This is a genomic window from Shigella sp. SIG3 (assembly GCF_053555855.1).
Genome location: NZ_JBQZXE010000016.1, coordinates 29,070 through 44,120, shown reverse-complemented (window position 1 = coordinate 44,120; position 15,051 = coordinate 29,070). Strand labels below are relative to the sequence as shown.

Below are 15,051 nucleotides of genomic sequence, written 5' to 3'. Positions count from 1 at the left end.
AATTTACGTACCGTTTAAACAAAGACAATACGTCTCTTTATTTCTCATAAAACCCCAATCCCTTACAGGGCTTATTGAAAAATTTAAAAATCACAAATTTCTCAATACTCGAAATGAGATCACATAAGAAATCAAAAAGCCTTCTCATCTATTTTAAGTTTTCCCAACGGAAAATAAGAGCTTTCATTAATACTGAACCACTTTACTGTTCTATTTGTTCAGGTATTGCATTACGGTGTGCTGAGATCCATCGGTGCATCCCTGTATCCCGCGATGAGACTAAAATAGTCGTGATGTAAGCTCGTATCAGATTCTTAGTGAATACCACATTTGTTATAATTAAGTGAAAAGATACATTGCTGATTTACATTATTTGGTTTACAAAATGTCATCACTTGCAGAGTTATCGCTGACAGATACCTTTAATCTCTTACTACTTTCGTGTTATTGCAATACAACCATCCGTAAAGCAGGGCTATTTTTAGCAGGAAATACTCAGGTGTCAACATTCGAACTCCAACTCTGAAATATTCATATAAATTAATGATTTTAATGATTTTTTCATTTCTTCGCGCCTAATAAAAGTATTCAAATTCAGATGATTTTTCTGCTCAACAGACACAAACAGGCAATAATACTCTCCAAAGCGAACAATATTTGGCATTACGATTTAATGCTTCATAATCACCAAATTATTTAACCATAAATTTTCTTATTTCTAACAAAATGATTGGTGTGTTGTTGGAGTTAAAATACATACATAATATTAACATCTGCCAACATTTCACTTTCCGCAAGACGGATGATTTCGAATCCTCATCCACGTTACCCTATCCCAAATATCTTTATTAATAGGCAGTAACGAACACTGTTATAGCAAGATTAACTTATTAACCTAACGGCATCTTTTATGTAACAAGTGGAGATAAATTGCTTAAAATTGATCCTCGACAAATCTTAAAAGTTCTCATTATTCTGCAAAATCAGCTTTGCGAATAATCTTATGTTTTTGGGAGTTTTGGGAATTTTGATCTACTCATTGTTCTAGTGAAAAATATAAATAAGAGAAAAAACGCCATTCGTCATGAAAGCAACAGATGAAGCAATGTAATAACATACTAAAATTGATCTCATGAAAGTGGGTACTTTATAACCAGCACAGAAGCCAAGTTGTATAAATATTAAACAATTCGCATCGTGAAACGGAGACTACGTATAAAGAAGCCAATCGTAAAAACGGTTCCCTGGCGAGATAAACGGCAGACAAATGGAAAGCCGGGTGATATTTACCTTCATCCGGCTTTATTGATTTACGAGACTAACATCCCGGTAAACACATACGCCTGCAGCAGGGTGATAACGCCGATAACGCCGGCAAAAATCAGACTGTGCTTCACGGTGTAGCGGAACAGTTCAGATTCTCGGCCCACCATGCCCGTCGCGGCGCAGGCCACGGCGATAGATTGCGGGGAGATCATCTTGCCAGTTACGCCGCCGCTGGTATTTGCTGCCACCAGCAGAGTGTCAGAGACGTTGATTTGCTGCGCCGTGGTCGATTGCAGTGAACCAAACAGGGCGTTTGAAGAAGTGTCCGACCCGGTAAGGAATACGCCCAGCCAGCCGAGAAACGGTGAGAAAAACGGGAACATCACGCCTGTACCTGCCAGTACCAGCGCCAGCGTGGTGGACATGCCGGAATAGTTGGTGACGAAGGCGAATGCCAGCACCATGCCAATCGACAATATCGGCCACTTCAGACTAATTAGCGTTTCGGCAAAGACGCCAATCCCTTTCTTGATGCCCACGCCGAGGATGAAGATAGAGATAATCGCCGCAATAAAAATAGCGGTGCCGCCAGCCGAGAGAGGTTCGAATTTAAACACCGCATCCATTGGCGTTGGTTGGGCGACAATGGGTGCCGCTTTCAACACTTGTTGATGCAAATGAGGGATCTGGAAATTAATCACCAGTGAATAAAACGCGCCGCCCGGAGCAAATAACGCTTTAAACGGCTTCATGGTCCAGATGGTGACCAGCACCGTTAAGATTAAAAACGGTGACCACGCACGAATGATTTGCCCCAGACTATATTCTGAAGGCACGGGACCGCCAGAAGATGGCTTATTTACCACCATCGCACCTGCGGATTGCCCCATGCTGATTGCCGTTTCGGTATTTTTCGGCCGCCAGACTTTAAGGAATAAAGCGAGTGAGACGATACTCACCAGCGCCGAAGTAATATCCGGCAGTTCCGGACCAATATAGTTAGAGGTAAAGAACTGAGTGACAGCGAAGCTTCCCCCAGCAACCAGCGCCGCTGGCCACGTCTCTTTCACCCCTTTCCAGCCGTCCATCATTGCTACCAGCCAGAACGGCACAAGAACCGACAGGAACGGTAACTGACGTCCCGCCATTGCGCCAATGTGGAACGGATCGATTCCCGTTACCTGACCGGCGACCAGAATCGGCACGCCCAACGCACCAAACGCCACCGGCGCAGTATTGGCAATCAGACACAGCCCCGCCGCGTATAACGGTTTGAAGCCCAGGCCCACCAGCAGCGCACCGGTAATCGCCACCGGCGCACCAAAGCCAGCCGCTCCTTCCAGCAACGCACCAAAGGAGAAACCAATCAGTAACACCTGCAAACGCTGATCGTCGGTGATGGAGATAACCGAGCTGCGGATAATATCGAACTGCCCGCTGGCAACGGTTAATTTATACAGGAACACCGCCGCGACAATAATCCACGCAATTGGCCATAATCCATAAATAAAGCCATAGCCCGCAGCAGCAAATGCCATATCAATCGGCATTTTAAAGGCGAATATCGCAATCAGGATAGATAATATAAGGGTTATTGCTCCAGCGACATGTCCTTTCAGACGTAATACCGCGAGTGCAACGAAGAAGAATATTATCGGGATCAGGGCGACCAGAGCGGATAGCCCCAGTCCTCCCATCGGCATATACATTTGGGTCCAGGTAACCATATTGTTCAGTCTCTTATTATCTTTATATGCTTGATATACTTAAGGTTGTAATAAGCAAAAGAGGACTGAACTGTAAAATATAGGCGTTATACTTTACAGCAACAGTACGCCGCTAACGCAATTGCTACCTCTGGCATAACAAGTATATCGGGTAAGGGTTTCTGTTCCGCACACGCAGGCGCAGAGTATCGTTAAGATGTCCATATTGTTGTTTTAGGCCCGCTAGTAATGCGCTACGGGTATTTAATATTGTTAAACCCTGATAATCGCTCCGGTTATTTCCGGGATAAATGTACTACCGCAGTTACTATCATAGCCCCGACAATAAAACTTGCCGGGGCTTTTTTGACGCTATTAATGACTTTCTTTTTCGCGTAAACGCCAGGCGTGTAATAACGGTTCGGTATAACCGTTTGGCTGTTTCACGCCGAGGAAGATTAAATCGCTGGCAGCTTTAAAAGCACACGAGTTAGCGAAATTCCCCGCCATCGGACGATAAGCCGGATCGCCAGCATTTTGCTGATCAACCACTTTCGCCATATTCTCCAGCGACGCCTGCACCTGTTCTTTGGTCAGAATACCGTGACGTAACCAGTTGGCGATATGCTGGCTGGAGATACGCAGCGTTGCGCGGTCTTCCATCAGCGCCACGTTGTGAATATCCGGCACTTTTGAACAACCAATCCCCTGCTCCACCCAACGCACCACGTACCCCAGAATCCCCTGCACGTTGTTATCCAGCTCTTGTTGGATCTCTTGCGCCGACCAGTTAGCGTTTTCAGCCACCGGAATAGTCAGCAGATCGTCCAGCAGCGGTTCAAATTCAGCATTGAACTCGGTCTGGGCAATGTTGGCTTGCACGCTCTGTACGTTGGTTTGGTGGTAGTGCAGCGCATGGAGCGTAGCAGCGGTTGGTGACGGAACCCAGGCTGTGTTTGCCCCGGCACGCAGTTGGTCGCCCTTCTGGCTGTACATGTCTGCCATCAGGTCCGGCATTGCCCACATGCCTTTACCGATTTGCGCTTTACCGCGCAGCCCACAGAACAGACCGGAAAGCACGTTATTACGTTCGTAGGCTTTGATCCACGGCGTCGATTTCATCTGGTTTTTACGCAGCATCGGGCCAGCTTCCATCACCGAATGCATTTCATCGCCGGTACGGTCGAGGAAACCGGTATTGATGAACGCCACGCGGTTGCGCGCCTGAGCGATACAGCTCCGCAAGTTCAGCGAGGTCCGGCGTTCTTCATCCATAATGCCCATTTTCAGGGTATTCGGTACTATACCGAGCATTGTCTCAATGCGGGTAAACAGTTTGTTGGCGAACGCCACTTCCTGCGGACCGTGCATTTTCGGTTTCACAATATAGACGCTGCCAGTGCGCGAGTTTTTCTGCACTTTTAAATCATAGAGGGCAATCGCGCCAGTCATGACGCCATCAAGAATACCTTCCGGGATTTCATTGCCTTCGCTGTCCCAAATCACAGGAATGGTCATCAAATGACCCACGTTGCGGATAAACAGCAACGAGCGTCCGTGCAGAGAAATTTCAGAGCCATCGGCGGCGGTGTACTGACGATCGTCATTCAGTTTACGTACGATTTGCCGACCGTTTTTCTCCATTTTCTCTTGCAGAGTCCCCTGCATCAGGCCCAGCAGATTGCGGTACAGCAGGATTTTATCTTCCGCATCAACCGCCGCGACCGAATCTTCGCAGTCGAGAATGGTACTGATAGCAGCTTCGACGATAACATCGTTGATGTGCGCCGGATCGTCTTTGCCAATCCGCCCGTTGGCATCAATTTGCAGTTCAATATGCAGGCCGTTATTTTTCAGCAAAATGCAGGTCGGCGCAGCGGCATCGCCACGGTAACCGACAAACTGTGCTGGAGTACGTAACGTGGTTTCTTTACCATTTTTCAACTGGATGCGTAATTGTTTATCGACCACCTTAAACGCCACCACATCCTGATAGCTGCCGTTTTCCAGCGGTAGTGATTCATCGAGGAAACGTCGAACCCAGGCGATAACCTGCTCACCGCGCTGCGGATCGTAGCCACTGACCATCGCCCCTTCCTGCGGGATGATGTCGCTGCCGTATAACGCATCGTACAGTGAGCCCCAGCGAGCGTTCGCCGCGTTCAGCGCGTAGCGGGCGTTCATTGCCGGAACCACCAGCTGTGGCCCCGCCTGACTGGTGATTTCGCTGTCAATGCCCGTGGTTTCCACCGTCACGCGCTCCGGTTGCGGCACCAGGTAGCCCAGTTCACGAAGGAAAGATTTATAGGCCGCTTTATCTTTTACCGGCCCCGGATTGCTGCGATGCCACTCATCAAGCGCCGCCTGAATGCGATCGCGTTCTGCCAGCAACTGACGATTTTCTGGTGCCAGATCGTGAACGATCTCATCAACATTGTGCCAGAATGCAGCAGCGTCCAGTTCCACGCCCGGCAAAACTTCTCCATCCACAAAACGTTTAAAATTGGCGTCAATGCGTAAACGGCCCTGGGTTATGGTTTGACTCATTGTTTCTCTCCTCGTTTTCGCTTATTTCGCCAACACCGCTGCTGCCGCTTTCGCGACCTGCGCATCCTGTGCTCCGGTTAAACCAGAAACGCCCACGGCACCAATAATTTGCCCATCAACAACAACCGGTACGCCGCCTTCCAGCGACGTCAGTAACGGCGCAGTCACGAACGCGGTACGTCCGTTGTTCACCATCTCTTCATAGCCCTTAGTTTCACGACGCCCCAGCGCGGCGGTACGCGCTTTCTCCTGGGAGATGTAAGCCGCAATCGGCGCGCAATCGTCCATGCGACTTAACGCCAGCAGATGACCGCCGTCATCGGCAACAGCAATGGAAACAGACCAGTTATTTTTCTGCGCCTCTTCCTGACCTGCGGCAATAATTGCACTCGCCATTTGCTGGCTAAGAATGACTTTAGTTTTCATTTTTTTATTCCTTTTCAAGGGCTTGTTCTACAATTTCAATCCAGTGACGCACAGAGGTACGACCGGCGCTCGCCAGATGCGTCTGGCAACCAATGTTGGCGGTGACGATCATTTCCGGTTTGCCGCTTTCCAGCGCATTCATTTTGTTATCCCGCAGCTGGCGTGCCAGATCGGGATGCGTTAACGCATATGTTCCCGCTGAACCGCAGCACAGATGGCTGTCGGGAACGTCCGTTAAGGTAAATCCAAGACGAAGTAACACGTTTTCCACTTCGCCGTTCAGCTTTTGCGCATGTTGTAGGGTACACGGGCAGTGGAAGGCCAGTTTTTTATCGCCGCGAATTGCCAGTTTTTCCAGCGGTTCCTCGCGCAGAAGTTCGACTAAATCGACCGCCAGTTCACTGACCTGACGCGCTTTATCGGCATATAACGCATCGTTTTTCAGCATCTGCCCATACTCTTTGACGAACGCGCCGCAACCGCTGGCGGTTTGCAAAATTGCCTCGGCACCTGCTTCAATCGCGGGCCACCAGGCATCAATATTATTGCGCGCCCGTGCCAACCCTTTCTCCTGCGCATTAAGATGATAGTCCACCGCGCCACAACAGCCTGCTTCGTTAGCTGACATGACGCTGATCCCCAGACGATCCAGCACTCGCGCAGTTGCCGCGTTGGTGTTGGGCGAAAGCGTAGGCTGGGCGCAGCCTTCCAGCATTAAAACCCGACGCTTATGGCGCAGCGGCGGACGCGGTTTAGCTTTCACCGTTTCAGCAGGCAGTTTTGCTCTGACCTGTTCCGGTAAAAACGGTCGCAGCACCAGCCCTACCTGCGTCAGCGCACGGAAGACCGCCGGACGCGGCACTACCTGGCGCAATCCTTCGCGCAGCATTCGCTCCGGCAGTGGGCGTTTCACTTTCTGCTCGACAATATCACGCCCGATATCCAGCAAATTGTGATAGCGCACACCAGAAGGACAGGTGGTTTCACAATTGCGGCAAGTGAGGCAGCGATCGAGATGCTCCTGTGTTTTAAGCGTGACTTCGTTGCCTTCCAGCACCTGTTTAATCAGATAGATGCGCCCGCGCGGCCCGTCCAGTTCATCGCCCAGAAGCTGATAGGTTGGGCAGGTTGCGGTACAAAATCCGCAGTGGACACAGGCGCGCAGGATGCTGTCGGCTTCCAGCGCGCGCGCGTTCTGCCGCATCTCTTCGGTTAATCGGGTTTGCATAGCCTGCTCCTCAAAGTTCCGCGTACATGCGACCGGGGTTAAACACGCCGCAAGGGTCGAGCTGCTGTTTAAGCTGCTGGTGATAGCAGAATAAAGGAGCCGATAGCGGGGCAAAGCCACCATCTCCGGCACTAAAGCGGGTCGCATGACCGCCAGCGTTGCGGGCGATGCGATGGATTTGATTGTCATCGGCTGTCGATTTCAGCCAGCGTAACGCCCCGCCCCAGTCGATCAGTTGCTCGCCGGGTAAATCCATCATCGGCGCATCGCTGGGTAATGAAATGCGCCATAAGGTACCTGGTAACGAGAAGAACGGCAGTTGTTGTTCACGCAATTGCTGCCAGAACTGACCCGCAACCTCTTCGCCACCCAGCAGTTCACGCGCTGCTTTTACCGATCCTTCGCCGCCCTCAAGGCGGATCCACAACGCATTGTCGAAGTAACATAAGCCACTAATGGGTAATGGCTGGAGTTGCCACTCGGCGATTTCACTCATGGCTTCTTGCAGGCTGATTTCCCGACGCAGGCTCAGAGAGGCACGCGGTCGCGGTAACACTTTCATTGAGATTTCAGTGAGCACGCCAAGACAACCGTAGCTTCCGGCCATTAACCGTGAGAGATCGTATCCGGCAACGTTTTTCATCACTTCGCCACCAAAACGCAGATGTTTTCCAGTGCCGGTAATGATGCGCGTGCCGAGGACAAAATCGCGGACCGAACCGCTCCACGGGCGACGCGGCCCCGCCAGCCCGCAGGCGACCATCCCGCCCCAGGTGGCTTCTTCACCATAATGCGGCGGCTCACAGGGAAGCATTTGCCCGGCGCTCTCCAGCGCCGCTTCAATCGCCACCAGCGGCGTTCCGGCACGAGCGGTTATCACCAGCTCGGTCGGGTCGTAATTAACAATGCCGCGATGACAACGCACATCCAGCGTTTGCCCGGTGACTGGGCGACCTAAAAAGGCTTTGCTATTGCTGCCCTGAATCACCAGCGGCGTTTTATCGCTAATTGCCTGATTCACCTGCTCCAGCAGCGCCTGACTGTAATCACACTCGCGTAGCATCAAAAGCGCTCCAGTTCAGGAAAAGGTAAATGACCGTGATGCACATGCATGGCACCAAATTCAGCACAGCGGTGTAGCGTGGGAATGTTTTTCCCAGGGTTCAGCAAACCATCGGGGTCAAACGCCGCCTTGACCGCATGGAAGGTCGTGATTTCATCGCTGTTGAACTGGGCGCACATTTGATTGATTTTTTCTCGCCCGATGCCATGTTCCCCACTGATGCTGCCGCCAACTTCAACGCAGAGTTCGAGGATCTTCCCGCCCAGCTCTTCCGCGCGGGCAAATTCACCAAGTTCGTTGGCATCGAAAAGGATTAACGGGTGCATGTTGCCATCTCCGGCATGAAAGACGTTGGCAACACGTAAATCATATTGCTGCGATAAACGGGCAATGCCTTCCAGTACGCCAGGCAGGGCGCGACGCGGGATGGTGCCATCCATGCAGTAGTAATCCGGGGAGATACGTCCTACCGCCGGGAACGCATTTTTGCGACCGGCCCAGAAACGTACGCGCTCTGCTTCGTCCTGTGCCAAACGGACGTCAGTCGCGCCCGCTTTCAACAAGATGTAGTTAACCCGCTCGCAGTCTTCCTGTACGTCAGACTCCACGCCGTCCAGTTCGCATAACAAAATCGCTTCGGCGTCGACGGGATAACCGGCATGAATAAAATCTTCCGCCGCGCGGATCGACAGGTTATCCATCATCTCCAGCCCGCCGGGGATAATGCCATTGGCGATGATGTCACCAACCGCAAGTCCGGCTTTTTCTACCGAGTCAAAGCTGGCTAACAGAACCCGCGCCACGGGCGGCTTCGGCAGCAGTTTTACCGTCACTTCGGTGGTCACGCCGAGCATACCTTCCGATCCGGTGAACAGCGCCAGCAGGTCAAAACCAGGTGAATCCAGCGCGTCCGATCCCAGCGTCAGCGCCTCGCCGTCCAGCGTTTGCACTTCAATTTTCAGCAGGTTATGTACGGTCAGACCATATTTCAGGCAGTGGACGCCACCGGCATTTTCCGCCACATTGCCGCCAATTGAACAGGCGATTTGTGAGGAAGGATCCGGCGCGTAATAGAGATTATGCGGCGCAACGGCCTGGGAGATCGCCAGGTTACATACGCCCGGCTGCACGCGCGCGCGGCGACCAACGGGGTTAATGTCGAGGCTCTCTTTAAAGCGCGCCATCACCAACAACACACCTTTTTCCAGCGGCAGCGCGCCACCAGAAAGCCCGGTGCCTGCACCACGGGTCACCACCGGTACACGCAGGCGATGGCAGACAGCCAGAATCGCTGTCACCTGTTCCATTTGCTTAGGCAGAACAACCAGTAATGGACGCGTGCGATACGCGCTCAACCCGTCACACTCGTAAGGAATGATCTCCTCATCGGTATGCAGGATCTCAAGTCCAGGGACATGCTCACGCAGTGCCATCAGTACCGATGTGCGGTCGACATCGGGTAAAGCGCCATCAAGACGCTCTTCGTACAAGATGCTCATGAGTAGGCTTCGCTTTGTTGTGTGGCAGCTGATTTTTGCGCGCTGCTTCTGTGAACAGTTATTAAGCGGGCTTTTCGTTTTCGTCTATCTCTTTAGCTACCGGTCAGACCATTTTTTTTCCAGCTCTGTGACCTTGTCTTGGTTAACTTAATGTTAAATTGATGTAACATAATCACTTGCGTGATGTGCGTGTTTTGCGAGTTAAGAACAGAAAAATTGGTCCTACCTGTGCACGAGGTCCGGGAATGAAAGATGAACGTCGCCCTATTTGCGAAGTGGTTGCAGAGAGTATCGAACGGTTAATTATCGACGGCGTACTGAAGGTCGGTCAGCCGCTTCCCTCGGAACGTCGACTGTGTGAAAAGCTCGGCTTCTCACGCTCCGCACTGCGTGAAGGGCTGACCGTGCTGCGCGGGCGCGGGATTATTGAAACGGCGCAGGGTCGCGATTCTCATGTCGCACGGCTTAATCGGGTGCAGGACACCAGCCCGCTGATCCATCTGTTCAGTACGCAGCCGCGAACGCTGTACGATCTGCTCGACGTTCGCGCATTACTGGAGGGCGAATCGGCAAGGCTGGCGGCAACGCTGGGAACGCAGGCTGATTTTGTTGTGATAACCCGCTGTTATGAAAAAATGCTCGCCGCCAGTGAGAACCACAAAGAGATTTCGCTGATCGAACATGCGCAGTTGGATCACGCTTTCCATCTCGCCATTTGTCAGGCTTCTCACAATCAGGTGCTGGTGTTTACGCTGCAATCATTGACCGATCTGATGTTTAATTCAGTGTTTGCCAGCGTAAATAATCTCTACCATCGACCACAGCAAAAAAAGCAGATCGATCGCCAGCATGCGCGGATCTACAACGCGGTGTTGCAGCGGCTGCCGCACGTCGCTCAGCGCGCAGCGCGCGATCATGTACGGACCGTGAAAAAGAATCTCCACGATATCGAGCTGGAAGGCCACCATTTGATTCGCTCGGCGGTGCCGCTGGAGATGAACAAGGTGGGAATGTGAGCAGAGTTTTACCCTATCCCCAAGGCGAGGGGACCGCCCCTGCACTTAACAGGATCTGGTGTTAAATCTGTTCATCTATACCCTCTCCCGAATGACCGCCCCTGCGCTAAACAGGATCTGGTATTAAATTTGCTTTTCATACAATCGGTAACGCTTGTACGGCTCCGCCCCAATGCGTTCCAGCATGTTATTCATGCCTGTATTGGTTTCGAGGATCCATTACATCTCCAGCGCATCGATCTTCCGGCGGGCAAACGGATCGCGTAAGGCTTCAATCAATAACAGCGCAATCACCGGGCCGATGCGGCTGAACTGATACTCGTCGCGCACGCCCATCAGCGGTACTCGCGCAGTTCGCACACCGCTGACTTTCAAACGCCACAGCAATTTTGCCCAGCCGAAGGGAAAGAGCGATCCGTTCAGATCGGCAATCGCCTCGTTGATGTTAGGCAAGCCGACAATAAACGCGCAGGGTGCAGAATCAATCTCAGCGATGTAGATCATATCGTCCGGCACCAGATATTTAAGTTGGTCGCCCATGGTCGCGAATTCATGTTCGGTAAACGGCACAAATCCCCAGTTGTGCTGCCAGCCAGAGTTGAAAATCTCACGCAGGATCTGCATCTCTTCGGCAAACCGCTGACGATTGATGCAGCGAATGGTCACCTTTTTGCGCACCTGATCCATCAGTTTTTTTAGCGCCGGAGAGAAAGTGAGATCGGTTCGCTGCATCCACCACGCCAGTAAATCAATGCCTTTGTGATAACCCAGTTGTTCAATATGCGCGGCATACCACGGTTTGCCGTGTGGCATCATCGCACAGGGTGGTGTGTCAAAACCTTCAATCAGTAATCCGCTTTCCTGATTGATATTCAGGCTGAAAGGCCCGCTGATCTTACTTGCACCTTGTGACTTCAACCACGCTTCCGCTGCGCCAAACAACGCGGCAAAATCCTGCGGATCATCAATGGCGTCAATCATGCCGAAATGACCGGTATCTTCACCGTAACGCTCACGGTGCAAGGTATCTATTTGCGCGGTAATACGCCCAACTATCTGCCCCGCTTTTTTTGCCACCCACGCCTGCCAGATGATATGGTCCGTCCCCGGATTTTTCGCAGACAAATGCTCGTTGCGTTCAATGAATAAAGGGGGTATCCAGTTTGGATCGTCGGGATAAAGTGATGACGGAAAAGCGATAAATGCCTTAAGGTCATTTTTATTAATTACTTTTTCAATTTTAATCATCAGCAGATCGCATTCCATATCTCTGTGGATAACAAATAATTAATGGTGAAAAACAGGTTGCAACAGCAACGAGCGGCATCTTAATAATCAACTCAATGAATACAAACGACGAATAAATAGTATTAATTAATGATTATGATAAGGTCAGAGGCTACACAGAAACGCCTCAATGCCTTTTGTCGATTTAAGGCGACCGGACAAGGCTTCTTCTTAATATATTCATAAATTAAATATCATTCATAATAAAAATAAAAAACTCAAACTCATTATTTAAATCAATGTTCATTTTCACACCGATGAAAATACTATCTCATTTATCTTTTATGCCTATATAATCCACCGCATTATTGTCATTTTATTTTTGATATCCAATTTTTTCGTGGTGTATATGTCTAATAAAATCTTTACGCATTCCCTACCTATGCGCTATGCCGATTTTCCAACGCTGGTTGATGCTTTGGACTACGCCGCTCTGAGTAGAGCCGGAATGAATTTTTATGACAGACGTTGCCAACTTGAAGATCAACTGGAATATCAGACATTAAAAACGCGTGCCGAAGCTGGTGCGAAGCGGTTGTTATCGCTGAACCTGAAAAAAGGCGAACGCGTGGCGCTGATTGCCGAAACGAGTAGCGGGTTTGTAGAGGCTTTTTTTGCCTGTCAGTATGCTGGCTTAGTCGCCTTCCCGTTGGCGATTCCAATGGGCGTCGGTCAGCGGGATTCCTGGAGCGCCAAACTCTAGGGTTTACTGGCAAGTTGCCAGCCCGCAGCCATTATCACTGGTGATGAGTAGTTGCCACTGGTCAATGCCGCGACGCATAACAACCCCGAATTACATGTTTTAAGCCACGCTTGGTTTAAGGCATTACCGGAAGCCGATGTTGCGCTCCAGCGTCCAGTTCCGAACGATATCGCCTACCTCCAGTACACCTCCGGCAGCACCCGTTTTCCCCGTGGCGTCATTATCACCCATCGCGAAGTGATGGCTAATCTACGTGCTATAAGCCACGATGGCATTAAATTACGCCCTAGCGACCGCTGCGTCTCCTGGCAGCCTTTCTACCATGATATGGGACTGGTCGGCTTTCTCCTGCCCCCCGTCGCCACGCAACTTTCAGTAGATTATTTGCGCACTCAGGATTTTGCCATGCGTCCTTTGCAATGGCTTAAATTGATCAGTAAAAATCGCGGCACCGTTTCCGTTGCGCCGCCGTTTGGCTATGAATTGTGCCAACGCCGCGTGAATGAAAAAGATCTCGCTGAACTGGATCTTTCCTACTGGCGCGTCGCTGGTATTGGTGCTGAGCCGATCTCCGCAGAACAACTCCATCAATTCGCTGAATGTTTCCGTCAGGTTAACTTTGACAATAAAACTTTCATGCCGTGCTACGGACTGGCAGAAAATGCGCTGGCTGTCAGCTTCTCTGATGAAGCCTCCGGGGTTGTGGTTAACGAAGTGGATCGCGACATCCTCGAATATCAGGGTAAAGCCGTCGCGCCGGGTGCAGAGACACGCGCCGTATCGACTTTCGTCAACTGCGGCAAAGCGTTGCCGGAACATGGTATTGAAATCCGCAATGAAGCAGGTATGCCGGTCGCGGAACGTGTGGTAGGCCATATTTGCATCTCCGGTCCCAGTCTGATGAGCGGTTACTTTGGCGACCAGGTTTCGCAAGACGAGATTGCCGCGACGGGCTGGTTAGACACCGGCGACCTCGGTTATCTGCTGGACGGTTATCTGTATGTCACCGGACGCATTAAAGATCTGATTATTATTCGTGGCCGTAATATCTGGCCGCAGGATATTGAATATATAGCGGAACAGGAACCGGAAATTCATTCTGGCGATGCGATTGCTTTTGTTACCGCCCAGGAAAAAATCATTTTGCAGATCCAGTGTCGGATCAGCGACGAAGAACGTCGCGGGCAGCTTATCCACGCGCTGGCGGCACGGATCCAAAGCGAATTTGGCGTGACCGCGGCTATCGATCTGTTGCCGCCCCACAGTATTCCCCGAACGTCCTCCGGCAAGCCTGCCCGTGCGGAAGCGAAAAAACGTTATCAGAAGGCTTATGCTGCCAGTCTTAATGTGCAGGAATCCCTGGCATGAATCAAACTGTCGCGGTGACGGGCGCTACCGGGTTTATCGGTAAATATATTATCGATAACCTGCTCGCCCGCGGCTTTCACGTTCGCGCATTGACGCGTACTGCCCGCGCTCACGTCAATGATAATCTCACCTGGGTGCGCGGTTCGCTGGAAGATACTCATTCACTTAGCGAGCTGGTTGCCGGAGCCAGCGTAGTGGTCCATTGCGCCGGGCAAGTGCGCGGGCACAAAGAAGAGATTTTCACCCGCTGTAACGTTGACGGCAGCCTGCGCCTGATGCAAGCAGCAAAAGAGAGCGGCTTTTGCCAACGTTTTCTGTTTATCTCTTCGCTGGCGGCGCGCCATCCCGAGCTCTCCTGGTATGCAAAATCCAAATACGTCGCCGAGCAACGACTGGCAGCAATGGCGGACGAAATTACGCTGGGCGTTTTTCGCCCGACAGCCGTGTATGGTCCCGGCGATAAAGAGTTAAAACCGCTGTTTGACTGGATGCTACGCGGCCTGCTGCCACGACTTGGTGCGCCAGATACACAACTCTCTTTTCTTCACGTCACCGATTTTGCGCAAGCAGTGGGTCAGTGGTTAAGCGCCGAAACTGTACAGACGCAAACCTATGAATTATGCGATGGCGTCGCCGGTGGCTATGACTGGCAACGCGTACGACAGCTTGCCGCCAAAGCCCGTTGTGGTTCCGTGCGAATGGTTGACATTCCTCTGCCGGTACTCACAGGCCTTGCGGATATCAGTACCGCGTTGAGTCGCCTGGCAGGTAAAGAACCTATGCTGACCCGCTCGAAAATTCGTGAATTAACCCACGCCGACTGGTCGGCAAGTAATAACCGTATTTCTGAAGATATCAATTGGTTTCCCGGGATTAGCCTGGAACACGCATTACGCAACGGGCTATTTTGATTGTCTTGTTTTAAAGGTGTGTTAACGTTTC

General features: G+C 51.2%; 8 protein-coding genes and 2 pseudogenes. 3 read left to right on the top strand and 7 right to left on the bottom strand.

Translation table 11 applies throughout. From position 1 onward, the window contains the following. Positions 1-1,310: 1,310 nt before the first annotated feature. The 6 genes from glcA to glcD all read right to left on the bottom strand — a co-directional run bounded on the left by glcA (position 1,311) and on the right by glcD (position 9,735). Positions 1,311-2,993: a glycolate permease GlcA gene (glcA, locus tag ACUU1I_RS05630; protein ID WP_000259306.1), complete on the bottom strand. Its 1,683-nt coding sequence runs from the start codon at positions 2,991-2,993 to the stop codon at positions 1,311-1,313. Between the two features lie 354 nt (positions 2,994-3,347). After that, complete coding sequence (glcB, locus tag ACUU1I_RS05625; RefSeq protein WP_000084121.1) at positions 3,348-5,519, bottom strand: malate synthase G; 2,172 nt, start codon at positions 5,517-5,519, stop codon at positions 3,348-3,350. A gap of 21 nt (positions 5,520-5,540) precedes the next feature. Next, positions 5,541-5,945: a GlcG family protein gene (locus tag ACUU1I_RS05620; protein WP_000853256.1), complete on the bottom strand. Its 405-nt coding sequence runs from the start codon at positions 5,943-5,945 to the stop codon at positions 5,541-5,543. A gap of 4 nt (positions 5,946-5,949) precedes the next feature. Next, positions 5,950-7,173 carry a glycolate oxidase subunit GlcF gene (glcF, locus tag ACUU1I_RS05615; RefSeq protein ID WP_001194824.1) on the bottom strand — a complete coding sequence of 408 codons (1,224 nt, stop codon included), beginning with the start codon at positions 7,171-7,173 and terminating at the stop codon, positions 5,950-5,952. Positions 7,174-7,183: 10 nt separating this feature from the next. Beyond that, positions 7,184-8,236 (bottom strand): glycolate oxidase subunit GlcE, encoded by a 1,053-nt coding sequence (gene glcE / locus ACUU1I_RS05610; protein ID WP_000943079.1) that lies wholly within the window; start codon positions 8,234-8,236, stop codon positions 7,184-7,186. Beyond that, positions 8,236-9,735, bottom strand: a complete 1,500-nt coding sequence (gene glcD, locus ACUU1I_RS05605) for a glycolate oxidase subunit GlcD (protein ID WP_000026136.1) — start codon at positions 9,733-9,735, stop codon at positions 8,236-8,238. The genes glcE and glcD overlap by 1 nt, the downstream gene beginning before the upstream one ends. A gap of 245 nt (positions 9,736-9,980) precedes the next feature. Here glcD and glcC point away from each other — a divergent pair, with 245 nt between their 5' ends. Continuing rightward, a complete protein-coding gene (gene glcC / locus ACUU1I_RS05600; protein ID WP_005070876.1) occupies positions 9,981-10,751 on the top strand; it encodes a transcriptional regulator GlcC in 771 nt (256 codons plus the stop codon). A 123-nt stretch (positions 10,752-10,874) separates the two neighbouring features. Here the strand turns inward: glcC and yghO are convergent. Then, positions 10,875-12,017, bottom strand: a pseudogene (gene yghO / locus ACUU1I_RS05595) (protein YghO). 403 nt (positions 12,018-12,420) lie between these two features. Between yghO and ACUU1I_RS05590 the strand changes: the two are divergent. Next, positions 12,421-14,109: pseudogene (locus tag ACUU1I_RS05590) on the top strand (fatty acyl-AMP ligase). Then, complete coding sequence (locus tag ACUU1I_RS05585; RefSeq protein ID WP_001077169.1) at positions 14,106-15,020, top strand: NAD-dependent epimerase/dehydratase family protein; 915 nt, start codon at positions 14,106-14,108, stop codon at positions 15,018-15,020. Before ACUU1I_RS05590 ends, ACUU1I_RS05585 begins: the two are co-directional and overlap by 4 nt. Positions 15,021-15,051 lie beyond the last annotated feature (31 nt).

Coding starts and splice junctions, on each gene's coding strand:
- glcA (WP_000259306.1), bottom strand. CDS start 2,993: ATGGTTACCTGGACCCAAATGTATATGCCGATGGGAGGACTGGGGCTA.
- glcB (WP_000084121.1), bottom strand. CDS start 5,519: ATGAGTCAAACCATAACCCAGGGCCGTTTACGCATTGACGCCAATTTT.
- ACUU1I_RS05620 (WP_000853256.1), bottom strand. CDS start 5,945: ATGAAAACTAAAGTCATTCTTAGCCAGCAAATGGCGAGTGCAATTATT.
- glcF (WP_001194824.1), bottom strand. CDS start 7,173: ATGCAAACCCGATTAACCGAAGAGATGCGGCAGAACGCGCGCGCGCTG.
- glcE (WP_000943079.1), bottom strand. CDS start 8,236: ATGCTACGCGAGTGTGATTACAGTCAGGCGCTGCTGGAGCAGGTGAAT.
- glcD (WP_000026136.1), bottom strand. CDS start 9,735: ATGAGCATCTTGTACGAAGAGCGTCTTGATGGCGCTTTACCCGATGTC.
- glcC (WP_005070876.1), top strand. CDS start 9,981: ATGAAAGATGAACGTCGCCCTATTTGCGAAGTGGTTGCAGAGAGTATC.
- ACUU1I_RS05585 (WP_001077169.1), top strand. CDS start 14,106: ATGAATCAAACTGTCGCGGTGACGGGCGCTACCGGGTTTATCGGTAAA.